17 protein-coding genes, 1 pseudogene, 1 CRISPR repeat array and 1 riboswitch are annotated in these 20,817 nt (G+C 39.1%); of the genes and pseudogenes, 8 read left to right on the top strand and 10 right to left on the bottom strand.

The window, feature by feature from the left end:
• Positions 1-6 precede the first annotated feature (6 nt).
• The 6 genes and pseudogenes from cas5c to FAY30_RS02640 form a co-directional block, all read right to left on the bottom strand.
• Positions 7-711, bottom strand: a complete 705-nt coding sequence (gene cas5c, locus FAY30_RS02670; protein WP_149868440.1) for a type I-C CRISPR-associated protein Cas5c — start codon at positions 709-711, stop codon at positions 7-9.
• A 126-nt stretch (positions 712-837) separates the two neighbouring features.
• Positions 838-3,264: pseudogene (cas3, locus tag FAY30_RS02665) on the bottom strand (CRISPR-associated helicase Cas3').
• A gap of 699 nt (positions 3,265-3,963) precedes the next feature.
• Positions 3,964-6,506: direct repeats of the CRISPR family, unit length 32 nt; unit sequence ATTTCAATCCACGCACTCACGTGGAGTGCGAC.
• A gap of 572 nt (positions 6,507-7,078) precedes the next feature.
• Positions 7,079-7,996, bottom strand: coding sequence for a ketopantoate reductase family protein (locus FAY30_RS02655; protein WP_149868439.1), 918 nt, complete (start codon positions 7,994-7,996; stop codon positions 7,079-7,081).
• 253 nt (positions 7,997-8,249) lie between these two features.
• Complete coding sequence (locus FAY30_RS02650; RefSeq protein ID WP_149868438.1) at positions 8,250-9,077, bottom strand: GNAT family N-acetyltransferase; 828 nt, start codon at positions 9,075-9,077, stop codon at positions 8,250-8,252.
• A gap of 85 nt (positions 9,078-9,162) precedes the next feature.
• Complete coding sequence (locus tag FAY30_RS02645) at positions 9,163-9,387, bottom strand: hypothetical protein (protein ID WP_149868437.1); 225 nt, start codon at positions 9,385-9,387, stop codon at positions 9,163-9,165.
• A 2-nt stretch (positions 9,388-9,389) separates the two neighbouring features.
• Positions 9,390-9,710: a YbjQ family protein gene (locus tag FAY30_RS02640; RefSeq protein WP_149868436.1), complete on the bottom strand. Its 321-nt coding sequence runs from the start codon at positions 9,708-9,710 to the stop codon at positions 9,390-9,392.
• A gap of 174 nt (positions 9,711-9,884) precedes the next feature.
• Between FAY30_RS02640 and FAY30_RS02635 the strand changes: the two genes are divergently transcribed.
• Both FAY30_RS02635 and FAY30_RS02630 read left to right on the top strand, forming a co-directional pair.
• Positions 9,885-10,073, top strand: a complete 189-nt coding sequence (locus FAY30_RS02635; RefSeq protein WP_149868435.1) for a hypothetical protein — start codon at positions 9,885-9,887, stop codon at positions 10,071-10,073.
• 89 nt (positions 10,074-10,162) lie between these two features.
• A riboswitch (SAM riboswitch) is annotated at positions 10,163-10,264 on the top strand.
• An 80-nt stretch (positions 10,265-10,344) separates the two neighbouring features.
• Positions 10,345-11,469 (top strand): 5-methyltetrahydropteroyltriglutamate--homocysteine S-methyltransferase, encoded by a 1,125-nt coding sequence (locus FAY30_RS02630; protein WP_149868434.1) that lies wholly within the window; start codon positions 10,345-10,347, stop codon positions 11,467-11,469.
• A gap of 124 nt (positions 11,470-11,593) precedes the next feature.
• Here FAY30_RS02630 and yidA read toward each other — a convergent pair whose 3' ends face one another.
• The gene (yidA, locus tag FAY30_RS02625; protein ID WP_149868433.1) at positions 11,594-12,406 is read right to left on the bottom strand and encodes a sugar-phosphatase; all 813 of its coding nucleotides are present in this window, start codon (positions 12,404-12,406) and stop codon (positions 11,594-11,596) included.
• Between the two features lie 79 nt (positions 12,407-12,485).
• Positions 12,486-13,862, bottom strand: coding sequence for an aminotransferase-like domain-containing protein (locus FAY30_RS02620; RefSeq protein ID WP_149868432.1), 1,377 nt, complete (start codon positions 13,860-13,862; stop codon positions 12,486-12,488).
• Positions 13,863-13,976: 114 nt separating this feature from the next.
• On the opposite strand from FAY30_RS02620, the gene FAY30_RS02615 reads away from it, so the two are divergent.
• Entirely contained in the window at positions 13,977-14,696 is a 720-nt protein-coding gene (locus FAY30_RS02615; RefSeq protein ID WP_149868431.1) for an AzlC family ABC transporter permease, read from the top strand.
• Entirely contained in the window at positions 14,687-15,013 is a 327-nt protein-coding gene (locus FAY30_RS02610) for an AzlD domain-containing protein (protein WP_149868430.1), read from the top strand. Before FAY30_RS02615 ends, FAY30_RS02610 begins: the two co-directional genes overlap by 10 nt.
• 65 nt (positions 15,014-15,078) lie before the next feature.
• Here the strand turns inward: FAY30_RS02610 and FAY30_RS02605 are convergent, their stop codons facing one another.
• Together FAY30_RS02605 and FAY30_RS02600 are read right to left on the bottom strand one after the other, a co-directional pair.
• Entirely contained in the window at positions 15,079-16,269 is a 1,191-nt protein-coding gene (locus FAY30_RS02605) for a pyridoxal phosphate-dependent aminotransferase (protein WP_149868429.1), read from the bottom strand.
• A gap of 131 nt (positions 16,270-16,400) precedes the next feature.
• Positions 16,401-16,967, bottom strand: a complete 567-nt coding sequence (locus tag FAY30_RS02600; protein ID WP_149868428.1) for a TetR/AcrR family transcriptional regulator — start codon at positions 16,965-16,967, stop codon at positions 16,401-16,403.
• Between the two features lie 194 nt (positions 16,968-17,161).
• Between FAY30_RS02600 and FAY30_RS02595 the strand changes: the two genes are divergently transcribed.
• The 4 genes from FAY30_RS02595 (at position 17,162) to FAY30_RS02580 (ending at position 20,575) form a co-directional block, all read left to right on the top strand.
• On the top strand, positions 17,162-18,613 hold the full coding sequence (locus FAY30_RS02595; RefSeq protein ID WP_149868427.1) for a DHA2 family efflux MFS transporter permease subunit: 1,452 nt from the start codon (positions 17,162-17,164) through the stop codon (positions 18,611-18,613).
• Between the two features lie 193 nt (positions 18,614-18,806).
• On the top strand, positions 18,807-19,142 hold the full coding sequence (locus tag FAY30_RS02590) for a L,D-transpeptidase (protein ID WP_149868426.1): 336 nt from the start codon (positions 18,807-18,809) through the stop codon (positions 19,140-19,142).
• Between the two features lie 663 nt (positions 19,143-19,805).
• Positions 19,806-19,997: a hypothetical protein gene (locus FAY30_RS02585; RefSeq protein ID WP_149868425.1), complete on the top strand. Its 192-nt coding sequence runs from the start codon at positions 19,806-19,808 to the stop codon at positions 19,995-19,997.
• A gap of 53 nt (positions 19,998-20,050) precedes the next feature.
• Positions 20,051-20,575, top strand: coding sequence for a hypothetical protein (locus tag FAY30_RS02580; RefSeq protein WP_149868424.1), 525 nt, complete (start codon positions 20,051-20,053; stop codon positions 20,573-20,575).
• The last annotated feature ends 242 nt before the right edge of the window (positions 20,576-20,817 follow it).

Below are 20,817 nucleotides of genomic sequence, written 5' to 3'. Positions count from 1 at the left end.
CACCTCCTATTCTAAGTGGCTTAGTAAATCGTCTGCGGATTCCACATTTGTATCATCAAACTTCTTTATTTTCATATCTGTAATTTTTCGTACTTGCTTGCACTGATCAGGTCTAATAAACTGGATAATGCCATTCTTCAACACTGGACTCCATAAACGTATTTCCATTTCGTTTCTGCCTGTTTCATCCGGATAACTGATTCCATGAATCATGGTACCAAGATGAATATCACCATAATTATCGTAAAATCCTTTTCCTTCACCAAATACACATGGTTCCACATATGCTTGGCATTCCCTAGTGCCAAGGAAAATATCTCTCCTCCCTCCTGCATTAAGAGAGCGTAACAAAATATTGTGGTGCTTGTGTTCGTTACGGTCAAAGGCCATATCCGGCCGGTGAGGATTAAATATAAAATGAGCGCGAACTTGGTAGCGAACGTCTTTCAAATACGTGTAGTTGGCCAGCGTATTCCCTCCACCATATTCAATCGGACGAATCCCCTTTGACTCCATCCGGATTGCATTCATAACACGGACCTCATCCACTACCATTAACAGCGTTGGCTTCCAGTAAATACTTTCAACAATTCCTTTTAATGCCTGATAAGTTGGCACTTGGTAAGATAGCTTTTCCCCGCCCATCTTTGTTAAGGGATCGGTAAATAAGGCATAATTTCCATAGACTTCAAATTCAATCGAGTTTCTCATGTACTCACCTCCTTCCGGTTTGTATTTACCTAAATTTAAATGTGTTATGATTGGGTATCGCTACTTAAGCGTGGATTGAAAAATATTTATGTTATTTGAAAATCTTCTTTAATTGAAGATAAAGTTTTAAACCATAAGAGAATCAAAAGGACTGTCATTTTCAATATTAAGCCCAAACTCCTTGTTATACGCCCCTTCTTTTAGAGCTAATATTTCCCCATCCATAAGGCTTACCAAGCCCTCATTTTCAGCTAAACGTTCCTTTTCATATTTAAAAAGGTTAATAGTATACTGCTGTGCTTTCTTTAATAACCTTGAAAGGTCTTCAATTGATCCATCTCCATTCAGCTCAGCAATAATATCCTTCCCTGCTCCATAAGGAACAAGCACTGATGTGGTGATATCATCAATCACACGAAAATGTTCCGCTGCTGTTCTATAACTATTAGTTATGAATAATGGAAGATGCTTTTTTTCATTATTAAAATAGGCTTCATGATAACTATATTTAGTTTTTGTTTCTGTCAATAACTCAGTCATTTCCTTTTTTAATTTTGGTACAAAATAATTTAAATTTGATTCAAATTCGGTATAAAACTCTTTAAAATACCTGTCCATCGCCTTAGTTGATAAAATATGTCCCCCGTGGTTTGATTTGTCCTTTTTTATATCAATGAGAATTTTACGTGAGACCTGTTTTCCTACCTTAATCTCTTTTAAGCGGTCAAGTTTTTCTTCTTCATGATCAATCACATAGACATTTTGAATATTTCTTTCACCATGCCGATTACATCTGCCAGCTGCTTGAGCAATAGAATCCAAGCCGGATAAGGAACGAATCACACAATCAAAACTGACATCGACTCCAGCTTCAATCAGCTGGGTGCTAATACAAATGATCTTATTGCCCTCTTTAAGCTGGAATCTTACTTCCTCTAGAATCTTATTACGATGTGTAGCACACATCGATGTGCTCAGATGGTATATAGGAATAACCTTCTCTTTTTCTAGTAATTGTTCATATAGTTTTTTTACGACTGTTTTTGTATTTAAAATGACTAAGATACTCTGAACTTCTTCCATTTTTTCTTCAATAAATTCGGCAAGTTTTTCAGTATTAAATAATTTATCAGTTGCTTGATCAATAATTTCCACCCGTTTAAAAGCCTCAATTACACGCTCCAGATTTTCAACAATTTCTGCATCCGTATTTATTTCTAGTTTATGTTCAACAAAATCTAATGCAGGTTGGGTGGCAGTACATAGCACCATGCTGGAATGTGCATATATTTTTAAAAAATTTAATGCCTGATTAAATAATGACACGCATGAAATCGGAACCTTTTGGACTTCATCAAAAATAATCACTGACTCACTTAAGTTATGCAGCCTTCTAATATTCCTGCTTCCTTTGGCATAAAATACATTCAAAAATTGGACCATCGTTGTGAAGATAATCGGGGAATCCCAATTATCCTTTGCTAGTTTTAGCTTTTGCTGGACACACATCTTGCCAGATTGATGTTCATCATTATCATTCACATCTTCTATAACGTTGGAATGATGTTCTAAAATGTTTACTTCATCCATTAATATTTTTCTAACTTCTTCTGCATTTTGCTCAATAATCGTTGTATAGGGAACAACATAAATAATCCGTTTTTTGTTAAATAGTTTGGCGTGTTTTAATGCATAGCGTAAACTAGCTAAAGTTTTCCCGCCGCCGGTTGGAATAGATAATGTATATATTCCTGATGGATTCCCCCCAAAATGATCACATTGATCTGACATCTCTGTTCTTAGAAGATTAATAGGAGTATTAGCATTCGGATATTGATTAAATGAATTGATTTTTCCCATAAGTCTTTCGTAATAGGTATTAAATAACGCTTTATGATCCTCTACAGATTCATTGCAATTATTTTCTTCAAATAATCTTGTATTTGTTCGATCAGCGTCAATTAATGTACTAAAAATAAATTTTGTTAAAAACATTTATTGCTTTTCATTATTCTCCGGGGATTCTTTCGCTAAAAAAGTCTCTAATTCTTCAGCAGCCTTACCAACATAATTGTAAAAATCCTTTTGGTTCATGACATTTTCAAAAAAAGCTTGCTTTGACCTATCAAACTCACTCAATTCTTTATCTCGAACCCTTTTTAAATAATTTGATTCTAAGTCAGGATTTAAAAAGTCTTGGAGATATGAATGATGGGATATAATTGCATTTCCTACCACTTCGGCCACTAGCGCTGTGTTGCGAACGATTTTCGATGAATGAAACATTTCATATAATAGTTTTCCACCCGCAGTAGAATGATCAACACTTCCCCTTTTTGGCGGTGCATCAGGATTATTTATGGCTTCTATTATGTAATTCCTAAATTCATTGGAATACTTACCTAAATCATGTAAAACCCCAGCAAGTCCTGCTAAATGTTTTACACCAATTTTTTCACCATAGGATTCTGCTAATTCTTTTACATCAAGTAAATGCTCTTCCACTGTTTGTATCTGATTATCACTTTCACGGATGTGAGCAATATAGCTCATTTTATCCCTCCTAGTTATTTAGTTCTCTAAATTTCTCTCACCTGCAACTTAGGATTCATTATATTTAAGGGTTCATGCAGAAAAAGACAAAAAAAGCAGAAGCCACCCTTTAAAAGGGTAAATCTTCTGCACTTCTCGTTGTATCTCAATTAGTAGTCATTCTATAAAAACGAATAATTTCTTCAGTCAATAATTTTAAAAAACCATACTATAGTACTATATTGTCTTTACTTTCCAATAATGTCAATGGATAACACACTTTTGCCCTACTTTTATCACATTTATGTTCAGTAAATTAATTTTTTGATAACCACATGCCGGTGCTTGTCACATCCCTGTTGATCAAGGTTTTCCTCCACTATAAGGAAGTGCCCCAGATGTTAACAAGCGATAAACACTCAGCGACCTTTAATCATGTCAATTATTCCGTTGATGGGATCCATAAAAAAATACATTACAGAATCCTTCCCTGAAGGAACCATTATCTCTTTAGCCGGGCCTTCGGAAGTGTGAAAGAAGACATTACTCCAATTATGCAATGGGCTCCTGTCGCCTGATTCGGGAGATTTATATTATCGAATCGGGAGACTGACCCTTTTCAGCTTAGAAATAACTTCACAGCAGTTTATATTTATTTGAATCCATACACTCACAAAGAGTGTGACCACATGGTTTGGACTCAAGTCAACTTGCCTTGGTATTTTAATCCACGCACTCACGAGGAGTGCGTCAGGGGAATTTACCTCGAAAAATGGAATGTCCGTATTTCAATCCACGCACCCCCGAGGAGTGCGACATAGGGTTCCATTTACTGCCCCGCTCGTGTTGTTATTTCAATCCACGTACCCACACGGAGTCCGACAAGAACTGGTGGATTCCGTTCTGATTTACAAATTTCAATCCACGCACTCACGTGGAGTGCGACTGGGGTTATATCCGGACTGTTTGATGATCTTGGAATTTCAATCCACGCACTCACATGGAGTGCGACAATAACTCCAGGTCAATTTCTTTCCTGCCTTTAAAATTTCAATCCACGCACTCACGTGGAGTGCGACGGCCAACCCATCACTCGGACACACCATTAGCATAATTTCAATCCACGCACTCACGTGGAGTGCGACATTATATCTTCTAGGGGTGACGATGCATGACACTTATTTCAATCCACGCACTCACGTGGAGTGCGACCACACAACGATATGATCCAGTGGTGTTTAAAAGAATTTCAATCCACGCACTCACGTGGAGTGCGACTGTTAGACATTTTACATTTCAAATAGAATTTAATATTTCAATCCACGCACTCACGTGGAGTGCGACCTAATGAGGTGAGATAATGGCACAAGTATTCGAGATTTCAATCCACGCACTCACGTGGAGTGCGACATGCCGTTTTCTAAGCCGATACTCAAGAGGAAATATTTCAATCCACGCACTCACGTGGAGTGCGACCACAAGAGGCAGGACAGCAGCCTTTTATACGACAAATTTCAATCCACGCACTCACGTGGAGTGCGACATAGGGGGTGTAATAAATGACTTTCATATTACCAATTTCAATCCACGCACTCACGTGGAGTGCGACGTTGGACAATTATTCCATATCCATTGGGAGGTGATTTCAATCCACGCACTCACGTGGAGTGCGACGCAAGGCGTACGAAGCAAGCGAGACAAAAAGAAGATTTCAATCCACGCACTCACGTGGAGTGCGACCTAATAGTAAACCTTTAAGTGCATCAAAAATGCCATTTCAATCCACGCACTCACGTGGAGTGCGACATTACCACCTTTGACCCCTCAACAAGCAATAAAAATTTCAATCCACGCACTCACGTGGAGTGCGACATTCCTCTATGCCGTTTTCTAAGCCGATAGAGAGTAGATTTCAATCCACGCACTCACGTGGAGTGCGACCATCAAAACTTGAAATTGTCTATAAGCCAAGAGGATTCAATCCACGCACTCACGTGGAGTGCGACCAGAGGACAGTTTACTCAGATAAACTAATGTCTGAATTTCAATCCACGCACTCACGTGGAGTGCGACACCGACTCACGAAAAGAGTCAGCCGAATTTTTCAATTTCAATCCACGCACTCACGTGGAGTGCGACGGCACAGGATGGGTGCGGATAGTAAAGGATGGTGATTTCAATCCACGCACTCACGTGGAGTGCGACTTCTCTACAATCAACTGCATTTGCCCCCCATAATATTTCAATCCACGCACTCACGTGGAGTGCGACAATCACCATCATTTGATTGTTTTATCAATTCATCATTTCAATCCACGCACTCACGTGGAGTGCGACAGTTTGCTCATGGCTATTGTAAATATATTTGGTATATTTCAATCCACGCACTCACGTGGAGTGCGACGTGTCCTGAGACAGCAAGGGAGTTTCTAACCTATATTTCAATCCACGCACTCACGTGGAGTGCGACGGCTGCTTTGTTGTTGACCTTTGGAGCGTTGGCGATTTCAATCCACGCACTCACGTGGAGTGCGACGGATGAAGATGATTGTTCCTACTGCTTTAATGGCTATTTCAATCCACGCACTCACGTGGAGTGCGACGTATCACTCTAGGTGATATGCATATTAAAGGATGATTTCAATCCACGCACTCACGTGGAGTGCGACCGCCTTCATCCGCTACTCTTGATTCGGTTTTGGTAATTTCAATCCACGCACTCACGTGGAGTGCGACCAGGCCTTGACCATTATTAAACTTTTTATCTATATTTCAATCCACGCACTCACGTGGAGTGCGACTGCAGCTGCCTGATACACAATACTTTGACTCTGATATTTCAATCCACGCACTCACGTGGAGTGCGACATCAATTCATCAGCCATAGGAAAATTTGATACAATTTCAATCCACGCACTCACGTGGAGTGCGACCTATAAGGATGACACAAGGGTGACACAAGGAGGATTTCAATCCACGCACTCACGTGGAGTGCGACAAGAATATCATCTGGGGAAGTGATCGGTCTTAGTGATTTCAATCCACGCACTCACGTGGAGTGCGACATATCCCTATTACGGATGTAGGCAAGCAATACCAATTTCAATCCACGCACTCACGTGGAGTGCGACTTGACATATCGCCTATAGAATCGACCGTATCAGAATTTCAATCCACGCACTCACGTGGAGTGCGACTTCATCCCTTACGGATTGGTTTAAAAGCTTGTGGATTTCAATCCACGCACTCACGTGGAGTGCGACAGCGATTTTCAACCAAAAAGTCCAAAAAATATGAAATAATTGATCAAAAGATCACTATTTTCTTTAAATAATTAAAGAACACAATATAATTATACCAATACTTGGTAATAAAACACACAAAAACAAGTGCGAATCTAACAGGAAAACAATGTGCACTATACATTCGCACAAAAAATTAAGGAATTATCCAATTCGATAGACTCTTTTCAAACCAATATGCTCAACCTTGCTCATATGATTATTACCTAGCCGATTGAACCTAAGACTATCTACCGTTTCCCTAATAATTTCAGCTGGTTTTATTTTCAAAGTAGCCAAATTGAGTGGGATCTACACTACCTTCAAATACTGAAACAATAGGAGAGCTTGGGCTGCGGTACTAACCAGTTACCACACTCTTGTCTTATATTTATAACATTAATATTTTTTTAATGATGTTTTGATAACACGGGTTACCCCTAGTTTTTCATATCTAAACTATTTGCAACAGGCTGCTACACTTTTACTCTATTATAAGAAGGGATTGATCCTTTGCTCCAAATGAATAGCAAAAGATCCTTCCTTTTCCATGTCTAATATTGACTTTCCATACTCTTTATCCTACGGTACAGCTCATTATTTGTAGGTGTTGGAACACCATATTTTTCACCTAATTTCACAACTGTCCCCGCAAATAATTCCACTTCGCTTAACCGTCTCGCTTCCACATCCTGGGCCATGGACGGTTTTCCTTCTGGGCTCAAAGTGCTCAATACCTGTAACCAATATTGTAAATCTTCCTCGGTTAAAGGCACCCCTTCTTTTTCCGATAAAGCCATTACCTCTCTCATTGCTGAAATCATCGTTTCCTGAGCGTGGCCTTCGCGTTGTACTTCACCATAATTACTTTTATGGACAGCAACCGTTTGATTGACTCCGACATTCAGCATGAATTTCCCCCACTGTCTCCTGTACATATTGGGGTCCACCTCAAATGGAACATCCATTTTTTCAAAAAACGAGGCCACCGTCTTTACCTTTTGGGAGTTAAAGCCGGGTTCCCTTTCTCCAAAGCAAATCATGCCCATATGGTCATATGTCAGTTTATTTTCTACTTTAACGGCGTCCATTCCCTGCGCTACACTATATAAGACTTTATCCATTCCGTAAGTTTCACCAATAATCGTTTCACTTGATATGCCATTCAATAAGGATAAAATAATCGTGTTTTCGTCAACATGATGCTTCACCGCTTGGATTGCATCCTCCAAGCCATTAAATTTCACGGCAAAAATAAGCAAATCCGCTGGTTCGCAGCCTTCCTCAGGGGTAACATAATGGAAATGACACGGTTCACCATTACAATACACATTGTCCGCCTTATATCTTTGGATTCGATCTTTATCAGCAATGATTCGTAAATCCTCTTTCGGCATTCTCTTAGATAAATAATTTCCGAATAAAATCCCCAATGCCCCTAGCCCAATTATAGATACCTTTTTTATGGTCATAACGCTAGCCCCTTTCTTCGTGTTTCAAAATCTTCTATTTACCATTTTAGCACAAGTATTTTGCCTTGCTATAAAACACAAAAAAGCAAGCAGATTTATCCCAAAATTGGGCTTGATCTGCTTGCTGTAATTATGTTTACTAAGCCTAAACCATGTAAACCGTCGAATTACTACATAACTAACATAAAGCTTTAAAATATCATTCCAGTAACAAATAAATCGTATCTTATTAATGAATTGGCCACCTGCTGATCTATTTTTGATATTCATAATAATCTTGCGAATGGTAGCTTCTAAATCCGCATGATTCGTAGAGTCCCAATGCATGGGCATTTTTGGCCTCTACCTCCAGAAAAATGGGCAGTCCTTTTTGATCCTCCATTTTTACCACTTTTGATAGCGCCTTTCTCCCGATTCCTTTCCCTCGGAGTTCTGGAAAAATAGCAAAACCATAGATCCACGATTCGCCATTCATTTCGGAAATGCGCATTTTCCCCGCTGTTTGTCCATTGGCTTCAATAATGAGCCTCTGATCACTGCTGCTCTCAACAATACTCTGATGCATCTCCCGTACATCACTTTCATTCAAACCAAATCCCGAGACGTCAAGCTGTATTTCCGCTTCCTGGTCATCTTTTGAAAAAGAAGGCCTTACGGTAATAGCTGGATCTTCCGTCAATTCAGTTTTCTGCCATTTCATCTGATATTCCGCAATTAAAAATCTACACGGAATCGTTTTCAAAAATTCATTTGCTGGCTGAGAAGCTGTTGGAGCATTTAACAAAATCATCTTGCTTTTTCGATTCTCCGTCTCCTTAAGCGCCTTTTCAAGCAATTTAGAAAAAATGCCTCTTCTTCGGTAATCCGGATGCACCATTCCACAAAGCTCTACTTTACTTCCAAAATAATAGCTTCCAAGAAAGCCCACGAGTTTGCTGTCTTCATAATGGAACAAATCTTCCTTACTATGTTCCGCCCGATTTTTCAGCATATCGAAATTCAGCTTCAGGTGAAATCCACCTTCTTGCTCGCAAATCTCCTGAAGTGTTTTTATTTCATTTAATTGAACCTCTGTTAACATTCTTTTCCCCCTTGGCCACATAGTCACTTATCCGATTCTAAGCAAAAGATGTGAATGTACGAAGTGATCTTTCTTCCGGCTTCTCTTATTCTTCCTTATAAAATCGCTCTCCCGTATCCGGGTTAAAATAAACAACTAATCTTTTCTTTGTTGTCGGATCAATTGACACTTCATTTGTACGAATGAAGCCTTCTGGCACTTGCTGCCCATGTCTTTTTTTAAAGCGGCGGTCCCAGATAAACCAAGAGCCGATGATTAATATAAGGAGGAGAGCAATTTGGATACCGAAATAGCCAAAAATCCACTTCATGGCTATTCCTTTTCTGCCGTAACAGCCGTGCCATAAGCAACAATTTCACTCATATTTTGACCGATTTCACCAGAGTCAAAACGCATCATGATAATGGCGTTTGCCCCCATCGCCTGAGCATTCCGCACCATCCGATCCATTGCTTGCTTTCGGGCATCCTCGAGCATTTCTGTATATTGATTGATTTCTCCGCCCACAAGACCCTTCAGGGAAGCGACGATATCCTTTCCAATTCCGCGTGCTCTAACCGTTAGCCCGAATACCGGACCCTTAATTTCAGTAATTTTATAATTTGCTATATTTTCCGTGGTCACAATGATCAATTTACAATTCCCTCCTTCTAAAATGTATGGTCTATATGTACATTTTACTTGGCACTAGTAAAATATACCATTGTTTTTCGAAAAAAATTCGGAGTTTGAATTTTGTATAAGCTATGAAAAAAATGGCCATCCTATAGCTATAAATATAGCTTAAGAGAATGAGGGGGATGATCTATGAGCACGGAAGAGTTAACTAAAATTATCTCGGTGAAAAAAATGGATTTAGAGGAATGTGAACAGGAGCTTAACAATCGATACTATCCATCTGTGGTGAGAATGGCAATGATGCGTTACATATCGGATCTGCGGCACCAATTAGAAATGTACAATGGTGAGGATTTAAATAAGATTGAAAATGGATAAAACCCTTACATGACAGTCACCTATTTGATTCTATTTGACAGAATAGCAGAACAGGTGTAAGGTAACTTATAGTTAAATATTTTAGAATATTCTTATCAAGAGAGGTGGAGGGACTGGCCCTTGGATACCTCGGCAGCAGACTTATGTGAGTACTGTGCCAATTCCAGAAGCGATTTGCTTAAAGATAAGAAGAGAACCGATGCCGGTAATATTTCCTCTTCTTATTTTATGAGAAGAGGTTTTTTATTTTTTACGAAAGAAGGAATTCTTCATGACAAAAACAGCTGTGAAAGCTCCATTTAAAGCCGATCATGTCGGCAGTTTTCTAAGAACAGAACCAATCAGAGAAGCAAGAAAGGCTTATGCAAATGGGGAAATCGATAAAGATGCCCTAAAGGCGATAGAGGATCAAGAAATTGAGAAACTTGTCCAAAAACAAATTGAAGTTGGCCTTAAATCGATTACAGATGGCGAGTTTAGACGTGCATGGTGGCACTTGGATTTCCTAGCAGGCTTAGAAGGCGTCGAAGAGTTTGAAACGGAATATATTAGTAACTTCCAAGGGGCCAAAACAAAAAATAAGGCCATTAAAGTGACAGGTAAAGTAGACTTCAATGATCATTATATGTTAGAACACTTCAAATTCTTAAAACAAGCAGTCGACCGCTATGGCGATGGCAGTCAAGTGGCTAAGTTCTCGATTCCAAGCCCTAATATGTTATTTACAAGAATTCAAGGTGATGAATATTACCAAGGGAACAGCGAGCAGTTCTATCATGATACAGTAGCAGCGTACCAAAAAGCGATTCAAGCATTCTATAATGCAGGGTGCCGTTATTTACAACTCGATGATACGTCGTGGATTGATTTTGTTTCGGAAGAACGAATCAAAGCTGTCGTTGAAAAATTCAACATGGATGTTACGGATATCATCGATACAAGAGTCCGCTGTTTAAATGAAGCCATTTCGAAGAAACCGGAAGACATGATCATCACGATGCATATTTGCCGTGGAAACTTCCGTTCAACCTATATCACAAGCGGCGGATACGATCAGATATCTGATGCCATCTTTGCTAATTTACATGTTGATGGACTCTTCCTGGAATATGATGACGGGCGTTCAGGCGATTTTGAACCATTAAAAAGCTTTAATCGAGCCGATCAAACAGTTGTACTAGGGTTAATCACATCTAAATTCCCGGAACTGGAAGATCCAGAAACGATTAAAGAAAGAATTAAAGAAGCAAGTCAATCTATTCCTTTAGGAAACTTAGCCTTAAGCCCTCAATGCGGATTCGCCAGTACGGAGGAAGGAAACAATTTAACCGAAGAGGATCAATGGAACAAGATCAGACACGCGATTACGATTGCTGAGAGTGTTTGGGGTAAATAACTAAAAACAGATAGGTTATAATTCCTATCATGTAAATAAGCCGGAAATATATAAAGATGAATAAAATCTTGTCTATTTTCGGCTTATTCTTTAACAGATTGATTACTCCTTATATGAGTTTCTATTATTTGTTTAATATCAATTTTTCGATGGCATATGCTACTCCGTTTTCATTATTAGAAAATGTTTCAAACTCAGCAGCCGCTTTTACACTTGGAACTGCATTCCCCATTGCTACGCCGCAGCCTGCATATTCCACCATACTTAAATCATTTTCACCATCACCGATGCAAATCACTTCTTCCCGTTTAATGCCTAGTTTCTCTGCAAGTTGTTTAACTGCATTCCCTTTACTGACGCTTGGGTGAAGGATTTCTAAAAAGAAAGGGGTGCTTTTGACCATCGTATAGTTTTCCTTGAAGGAATTTGGTATAGCATCAATGATTTTATCTAAACGTTCTGGTTCATCAATAAACATAACCTTTGGGAGCAAAAAATCTTCGGGTATTTCCTCAATCGTCCGATAATGAAGAGGAATTTGATTGAGATGAGATTCATGAACAGTGTAAGGGCTAATGTCTTTATTCGGTGTATAGACATTTTTCGAATCAAAAAAATGCATCGGTGAATCAAGCTGTAAACTCAATCCATACAGCACCTTTAAATCTTGATATGATAAGGAAATTTCAGAAACAACTTCATTCGTATGGGTATTTTGCACAAGTGCACCATTAAAGGTAATCACATATTCATCTTCATCCGTTAATTTCAATTCCTCAATAATAGGCTGAGCCCCGACTATTGGCCTCCCGGTAGTAATAACGATCTTTACACCGTTTCCTTTTGCGGCTTGAATTGCCTCATTTACTTCCTTCGTGATTTCTTTCCGATCATTAAACAGCGTACCATCTACATCGATTGCCACTAATTTATACAAATTTCCACCCTCTAATCTTGTTGTGAAGTCTTGCACATTAAGATTACCTTACCTGTAACCAATTCAAAATACAATCTCTCTAGCAGAAATCTTTTAGGATGCTAAGGCCTTTCTCCAATTCATCGGAGTCCTTAGGCGATGTTAGTGAAATACGAACGAATTGGGGAGATTCAGCTTTTTTGACCAAGAAACGATGTGAATGATATACAAGGATACCCCGAGTTAAAGCAATATGCTCAAACTGGTTGAGCTGCCATTCCTTATGCAATGGTAACCAGCGAAAAAAACTAATAGGATTTTCGCTTGAATGATCGATTTGAAAATATTTCTCATAAATCCGGTTCCGTTCTTGTGACATTTCCCTCTTTTTCTTAATGATTTGTTCTGCATCCCCTGTATTAATTAACTCTGTTATAATTTCTGCATTTAATGCAGATGTTTTTACGTTGAGATTGAAAATTCCATACGTAATTTTTTCAACAAACTGATTGGCATAAGCAATAAATGCAACCCGAATACCAGAGCTGAGTGATTTAGCAATACTAAGGATATAAACAAACCTGTCCCGCACAAAATGGGAAATTGGGAAATAGCCATTTGGTGCCAGGAAAGAGTATACATCATCCTCTATTAAGATAAGCCCATGTTTATTGATGATCTCTGCTATTTCCTTTCTGCGATTCATATTCATTGTGACAGCAGTAGGATTATTGCAGGAAGGACTCAAATAAATTCCCTGCAATGGATTTGTTCTGCAGACAGCATCTAATCTATCAGGCTTGATGCCTGACTCATCCCCCTCTATAGGGATTAATTGGATATTCAACATTTTTGCCAGTTCAATAAAATTTGGATACGTATATATATCCACCGCTATTTTATCTCCTGGATGAAACAAGGCCATCAGAATCAGCGAAAACGAATTTTGCCCTCCTGAAGTGATCGCAATATTTTCAATAGGTACATCCATGTTAAAACATTGCATCCACTTTTTAGCTGCCATTCGATGATAAGGCATTCCCAACGGGTGTCTGTAATCTAATAAATTTTCCAAATAATCTTTGGAGGCAATGCTTTTAATCGCTTTGGCGACAAATGGGGTTGAGCTGTCAAGGGGCTTGATGATTCCCATCTCTATATAATTCTTATTCTCTTCACTGTCTGCCATGAAAATAGCATTTTTTATATTGGGAGTAACAAAGGTTCCCCTTCCGGTAACAGCATAGATTAACCCTTTCACTTCGCATATTTTAAATGCCCTAGTAACAGTGCTGAGGTTAATATCGAGATAATCTGCTAATTCCCGTTGAGGAGGAAGTCTCGTATTGGGTGCGAGAAAGCCATTGAGAATATCATATTCCAGCAAGCTAGCAATTGACCGATATAATGGAGGGACAAGCTGTGTTTTATCCGGCTTCCACGTCATAGGATAATTTTCAAATGAATTAACTGGCATATAACACCCTCCTCGGAAAATTGTATTGCATACAATTATATCATTGAAGCCATACAATGAGGATGGTAATGTTAATTTATATACAAATTACTCTGAAAAAGTGGGTGAGGGAGAATGAACATAAGTGAGAACACCTTTTTGCGGGAAGAAAGCAGCTTCCTTGCCGGTGTACGGGATTGCCTGCCCACTGTACTTGGTTACTTAAGTATTGGATTTGCGGCAGGAGTTGTGGAAAAAACAGCAGGACTTTCGATTGTTGAAATTGGACTAATATCCTTGCTTTTATACGCAGGTTCTGGTCAATTTATTGCTGCCGCGATGATTGGGGCTAACAGTCCCACTCTGGCGATTATCTTTACTATTTTCTTTGTTAACCTGCGCCATCTTTTAATGAGTGCGGCAATATCGCCGTATTTCCGTCATCTTACACCCTTCAAGAATGTATTAATCGGTTCCTTACTTACAGATGAAACATTTGGTGTAGCAATGAACGAAGCAGCAAGCAAGAAATGGCTCAGCGAAAAATGGATGTATGGCCTAAATATAACTGCTTATTTAAATTGGTTCATTGCCAATATTGCAGGAGCCTTTTTCGGAGAATGGATTTCGGATCCGGAAAAATTCGGTCTTGATTTTGCATTGCCGGGAATGTTTATTGGCCTTCTTGTCCTACAATTGGCCAGCCGAAGAAAATTGATGAAAGATATTCTTGTTGCACTTAGTGCTGTTGCCATTGTTGTAGGGGTAAGTTTAGTGACATCCGGAAGTGTGGGTATTATTGTGGCGACAATCATTGCCGCTAGCCTTGGAATGGTGGTGGAAAAATGGAAGTAAGATGGTCCATTTTTTTAATTATCTTAGGCTCAGCCCTTGTAACTTTCATTCCAAGAGTGCTCCCCATTGCTATCTTAAGTCGTGTTGAACTGCCAGAATGGGCCATGCGCTGGTTGAGCTACGTCCCCATTGCTGTTATGGCAGCATTAGTGGGGCAAGAATTGCTGCTGCCCAACGGAAGACTGGCACCTTTGCAAAATAATCTTGAACTAATCGCCGCGTTACCTGCTTTTATTATAGCCATTGTAACACGCAGTTTATTAGGTACTGTTGTAGCTGGAATCCTTTCCTTAATGGTATTACGTTTTGCGTTTTAAATGGGTCCCCTTTAATAAGACTCAATGAAAAAATGCTTCAGCTGGCTGAAGCATTTTTTTGTTCTCTATTCTCCGTACTCAGTCATTACGAATTTTTCCAATGCTTGCAGGGAGCGTTCCACTTTTTCAGTGTCAATGCAATAAGCCATTCGGAAATAGCCCGGACATCCGAACGTGTCACCTGGGACCAGAATCAAATCATATTTTAAGGCCTTCTTGCAGAAGACATTGGCATCTTCCTCCAGTGCCTTTGGAAAAATATAAAAGGTTCCGTCGGGTTTTACAACGGAAAATCCCAATTCGATTAATTTGTCATAAAGTAAGTTCATATTGGTTTCATAGACAGACATATCGGCCGTCATATCCACCACTTCCGCCACAGCAAGCTGAATCAGGGAAGGCGGGCAGTTGTGGCCGATGCCTCTGGAAATCTGTCCGCACATGCTGACAATCAAGTCTGAATCTACGCACGAAGGATTTACTGCAATATAGCCAATCCGTTCGCCCGGCAGTGAAAGAGATTTAGAATAGGAGTAACAGGACAGTGTGTTGTCATAATAATTAGACACATAAATGGAATCTGCCCCTTCAAATAAAATCTCTCTGTAAGGTTCATCGGAAATAATAAAAATTTCGTGCCCGTATTCCTGCTCCTTTATACGAAGAAGCTCGGCCAGTTTTTGAATGGTCTCTGCAGAATAAACAACCCCCGATGGATTGTTGGGAGAATTAATTAATACGGCAGCCACCTTCTCCGAAAGCATTTCTTCAAATAAAGTAAAGTTAATCTGAGAATCTTCTGTATTGGGAGGAACCACTTTCAGTACGGCCCCTGTTAAATCAATATATGGATGATATTCAGGGAAAAATGGAGCAAATGTCAGCACTTCGTCTCCAGGTTCCGTTACGCAGCGTACGGCATGAGCGATCGCACCGGCAGCCCCTGTCGTCATAAAAATGTGGTTTTCCGTATAATTCATATCAAACCGCCGGTTCAATGAGTGAGCAATTTTTTTCCTGACCGATGGTATGCCTAAACTTGGACTGTATCCGTGGAGCTCTGCGGGACTTTTACTGGACAGGAGATCCATCATTACCTGAGTAAATTCTTTTGGAACAGGAACGGACGGATTTCCTAAACTATAATCAAATACATTCTCATATCCGATTTCTTTCCCGCGTTCTGCGGCAAACTCAGACAGCTCCCGGATGACCGATTTCCCCGCTAACATGTTCTTATATTTTTGCGCAATCATGTTCTTCCTCCAGACGATTTAAAGTATATAAAAATACTATAAACCTTCCGGCGGCTAGAGTGCCAATTAAATTTTTTATTCCTTTTAAAAATTATGAATTTCCTTTCCTAAGGTACCTATATTTAACCATTTCAATAGTTGAACCTATGTATGATAAGCTCTGCTAAGTAACTCGGGCTGTATGGCGTCCCTTCTTGTATCCACCACGTTATGATGCCAAGGGACGAGGAAACTAGAATCTCTTTGGGCAATTGGAACGACTTCCCTTTCTCTTTTCTATTCTCTTCCGAAATTGTGACGATATCTAACAATATCCCGAACACCCTTTTGCGGAAATCCTTATTTTCGAGCATCACATTGTAGAGCTTGGCGTTACGATAAAAATGCTCAAGAAGAGAGACCAGCCTAGCAGGTGGTGTTTGAGATCCTTTCAATGTCTGATGAGCCCCTGGCGGAGATTTCATCGTCTTATTCAAATCTTCAAATACTTCATCTATCATCTGTTCCATTAGATCATTGATATCATGATAGTGTAAGTAGAAAGTTGCTCTGTTTAATTCGGCTCGGTCAGCAATATTTTGGACCGTTAATTTGCCTATATCCACATTTTCTTGAATCAATGAAACAATCGCTTCCTTAAACATTTTCTTTGTTCGTTTGATTCGAGGATCCACCTTCAACTTTTCTTTCTTAGACATCTTATCAGCCCTTCGTCTATAATTCCTGACTTTCTCGACATACATTTATCTATGTGTCAATTAGTTGACACTTAACTTAAAAGTGTAAATGGCATTTATCCTTATTCTCATGATAGTATTTTATTCATTGACACGTTATCAATTAATAGACTCAATGTCAATTAAGTAAAATATGAAAGGAACATGAATCAATTATGAATCAACCAATAAAAAAAGGGCTTCTTCTTTTCATCTTACTATTAGGTTCATTTCTATCTGTTCTGAATCAAACGATACTAAATGTGGCTTTACCAGATTTGATGAAAGAATTTGAGGTTTCTGCCACAACCATTCAATGGCTGTCAACAGGTTTTATGCTGGTGAATGGGATTTTAATTCCGGTAACAGCCTTTTTAATGCAGCGCTTTACAACAAGGCAGCTTTTTATCAGTTCGATGGTTTTACTGTTGGCGGGCACTTTCCTCAACGCCATTGCCCCGAACTTCGCTCTATTATTAACAGGCCGGCTGATTCAAGCTGCAGGTGCAGGTATTATTATGCCTCTTTTGATGATGGTAACCCTTGTAGTGTTTCCTGCGGAAAACCGGGGAACGGCAATGGGAATGCTCGGACTCGTAATGATTTTCGCACCAGCGATTGGGCCGACCTTGGCAGGATTCATTATCGAGCATTTTTCATGGCGATGGTTATTTATCGGCATGTTCCCGCTTGTCGCCATCGTAATTGCTTTAGCATTTAAATATCTAGTCAATGTATCAGAAACATCCAAACCAAAACTTGATATCAACAGTATTATTCTCTCCACCATAGGGTTTGGCGCGGTACTTTATGGGTTTAGTAATGCAGGTGATAAAGGCTGGGGAAGCGCATTGGTGTTGACCTGCCTAGCTGTCGGTGTTCTTTTTCTACTACTATTCTGCAGGCGTCAGCTGACTTCAAACGATCCTCTGTTAAATTTACAAGTCTTCAAAGACAGAGTGTTCACGATGACAACCATCGTGAATATTTTGGTGACGATGGTCATGTATGCGGATATGATTTTACTACCTATCTACCTACAGTCAAGCAGAGGATATACAGTCCTTGAAACGGGATTATTGTTACTGCCTGGTGCCTTAATCAATGCTCTCATGTCTCCTGTATCCGGCCGTTTATTCGATAAATTCGGCGTAAAACCGCTGGCGATAATCGGTCTAGTCTTTATTATCGCCGCATCATGGGGGGTTACCGATTTAACTGAAACAACCACTTATAACTATCTGATGATTCGGACCATCATCTTGCGGATTGGCATGTCTTTCATTACGATGCCTATTACGACTGCCGGACTGAATGCCCTTCCGAAACACCTGCATTCCCACGGTTCAGCCGTATCCAACACCGTCCGCCAAGTAGCCGGTTCGATTGGAATCGCACTAGTGGTCACTATTATGACAACCAGAACGAAAAGTCATGCCGTTGAGTTAATCCATTCCGGACACGTTCATTCAAAATCTCAGCTATTGATTGATTCCTCGATACTTGGAACGAGTGATGCATACATGTTTACAGTCATTTTAGTGATCATCGCCATACTTGTGACTTTATTTATGCCTGGAAAGGGATTAGCGAAACAAGAGAAGATCATAATGGAACGGCAGCATTGAGTCGCAAAAAACGCATGACTTTTTTCTTGTCATGTGTTTTTTTATATGGCGTGATGGAACCGTTATGAAAGAAAATTAAAGGCTTTGGTGAAAGGATTTGTTCATTAAGCCTTTTAACTCCCTTTTTCATTACTTGTGTATCACAAATACCTATTTTATTTCATACACTATTCAAAAAATGGGAGTTGTTTTCATGGCACAATGGATTAACGTCTCGACGGCGAAGCATCAATTAAAACTGTTTGATGGAAATAGGCTAATAAAAACTTATCCTATTGCAGTTGGAAAAATATTGACCCCTTCACCTCCTGGGACTTACACGATCATCAATAAACAACCTAATCCAGGCGGACCTTTTGGAGTGCTATGGATGGGCTTGTCTAAACCGCATTACGGAATACACGGAACCAATAATCCAGCATCCATCGGTAAAAATGTCTCACATGGATGTATTAGAATGTTTAACCATGATGTCCTCGATTTATCATCTAGAGTTTCGATTGGTACTCCTGTAGTTATTCATAAATGATTCTGTAACTCCCGCTCGCTTTACTACATAGTTGGAGGAAAGTGCGACGTAGAGTGATTCTACATCGGGATTTGGGCTTAAAAATTCACGAAACCCCTACGTAGACCACTTCTACATCAGGGTTTGGGCTTAAAAATTCACGAAACCCCTACGTAGACAGCTTCTACATCGGCATTTGAGCTTAAAAATTCCCCAAACACCTACGTAGGCCGTTTCTACATCGGGGTTTGGGCTAAATATTCACTCAAACATCAAAGTAGACGGGTCCTTCCTCAGTGAATCCACTTTAAAAGTGCCTATTTTATAAGTTCCCTTGAATTTTTATTTCTAACTTCTTATTACAAATAACACCCGTCATTTTGAATTGAAGTAATACTTTTGATTAAACAAGTGAATCACTTCTTCATTGATCTCAACAACCGTAATGCTTTCAACCATTTCCAAAATAATGCTGTTAGTTCATACCCTCGAAATTAAAGTAACATTTATACAAAAGTGTTTACTTTTATGTTATCTTTGTTTATCCTTATACATAGAATAACTATATACATAATAGTTCTATGCACGTTAGCTAACGGTACATCGAGGTCCCTCTCCTGGGCGTTGAACTAAAGTGAGCCTATTTTCAAAAGTGTCTGTTCAATAAATCAATGAGGTGATTGCGTGGGCTTTTACTATTTACTATTACTCTTTATTGGAGTTGTTCTTCTTATCGCGGGTGCACTAAAAAAAGACGTATCTCTTTCAGTTAAAATAGTCATATTCCTGTTTGTTATTGGAATTCTATTCATTGTTTCGTCGCTGATTTTATTGATGCCCGGCAGTTCCGATCTTATTGCCGAATTAATGAAATAAACATAGTTTTTCCAAAATTAGAGACAGGATCAAAGGTTTAAGGGGGAAATGGTATGTCTTCGTTTTTATTATTTGGACTTATTGGTGTAATACTTGTGATGTTCCTAAAGAATCCCATCATAAGTACATTTGGTGATACCAACAAGCTAGTAAAGTATCTAAGAAGCATAAAATGGTTCCAAAACCATTGGGTATCGGGAATATTCCTTTTTTTCTTGAATGGCTTTCTATTTTTTTCGACGTGTCTTGTTCTTTATGTGTTCATGCATTTCATGATTCCATATATCCATTTACTAGTGATGTTCTTGGCAGTAATCGGGAGCATCTTTTTATGGGTATTAATCAATAATGCATGGCAAGGAACAAGAAGAAATCGTTTGAAAATGGGCGTCGTTGGCAGCAGTTTTTATATTTTCTTAACGATTATTTTCATTTATATGTTTGTAACTCTTAAGCCGTCCTATCCAGGTGAAGATACATTTATGAGGGCATTTGGAATATTATTCGCAATGATCGTGACAACCGTTGCGTTCATTACGTGTTTTGTCATGACGGGATTTTCAAAAAAGAAAATATAAAAAGATCTCATCATTCAATTTCCAACAAATTTTTCAGCAGTCTTAGTAAATAAAGTCCATTGTACCAATGGTTATTAGCATTTTTAATCAAATGATTGATTAGTAAAAAATAAACTAATCAAATGTTTGATTAAAACGACAGCTAAGCCCATGAATAAAGGGATGACCCCATAAAACAATAGAAAACGCTGTCGAAAATAGGGGTGAATCCTCTCCTTTCATTCGAAAATCATGGCGAATAA

It is taken from the genome of Bacillus sp. S3, assembly GCF_005154805.1.
Lineage (GTDB): Bacteria > Bacillota > Bacilli > Bacillales > Cytobacillaceae > Neobacillus.
The sequence above is the reverse complement of the archived record's forward strand: the minus strand, read 5'-3'. Positions and strand labels throughout refer to the sequence as shown.

What these genes read in the sequence shown, in the direction of transcription:
- cas5c (WP_149868440.1), bottom strand. Translation starts at nt 711, where the DNA reads ATGAGAAACTCGATTGAATTTGAAGTCTATGGAAATTATGCCTTATTT.
- FAY30_RS02655 (WP_149868439.1), bottom strand. Translation starts at nt 7,996, where the DNA reads ATGACCATAAAAAAGGTATCTATAATTGGGCTAGGGGCATTGGGGATT.
- FAY30_RS02650 (WP_149868438.1), bottom strand. Translation starts at nt 9,077, where the DNA reads ATGTTAACAGAGGTTCAATTAAATGAAATAAAAACACTTCAGGAGATT.
- FAY30_RS02645 (WP_149868437.1), bottom strand. Translation starts at nt 9,387, where the DNA reads ATGAAGTGGATTTTTGGCTATTTCGGTATCCAAATTGCTCTCCTCCTT.
- FAY30_RS02635 (WP_149868435.1), top strand. Translation starts at nt 9,885, where the DNA reads ATGAGCACGGAAGAGTTAACTAAAATTATCTCGGTGAAAAAAATGGAT.
- FAY30_RS02630 (WP_149868434.1), top strand. Translation starts at nt 10,345, where the DNA reads ATGACAAAAACAGCTGTGAAAGCTCCATTTAAAGCCGATCATGTCGGC.
- FAY30_RS02620 (WP_149868432.1), bottom strand. Translation starts at nt 13,862, where the DNA reads ATGCCAGTTAATTCATTTGAAAATTATCCTATGACGTGGAAGCCGGAT.
- FAY30_RS02615 (WP_149868431.1), top strand. Translation starts at nt 13,977, where the DNA reads ATGAACATAAGTGAGAACACCTTTTTGCGGGAAGAAAGCAGCTTCCTT.
- FAY30_RS02610 (WP_149868430.1), top strand. Translation starts at nt 14,687, where the DNA reads ATGGAAGTAAGATGGTCCATTTTTTTAATTATCTTAGGCTCAGCCCTT.
- FAY30_RS02605 (WP_149868429.1), bottom strand. Translation starts at nt 16,269, where the DNA reads ATGATTGCGCAAAAATATAAGAACATGTTAGCGGGGAAATCGGTCATC.
- FAY30_RS02600 (WP_149868428.1), bottom strand. Translation starts at nt 16,967, where the DNA reads ATGTCTAAGAAAGAAAAGTTGAAGGTGGATCCTCGAATCAAACGAACA.
- FAY30_RS02595 (WP_149868427.1), top strand. Translation starts at nt 17,162, where the DNA reads ATGAATCAACCAATAAAAAAAGGGCTTCTTCTTTTCATCTTACTATTA.
- FAY30_RS02590 (WP_149868426.1), top strand. Translation starts at nt 18,807, where the DNA reads ATGGCACAATGGATTAACGTCTCGACGGCGAAGCATCAATTAAAACTG.
- FAY30_RS02580 (WP_149868424.1), top strand. Translation starts at nt 20,051, where the DNA reads ATGTCTTCGTTTTTATTATTTGGACTTATTGGTGTAATACTTGTGATG.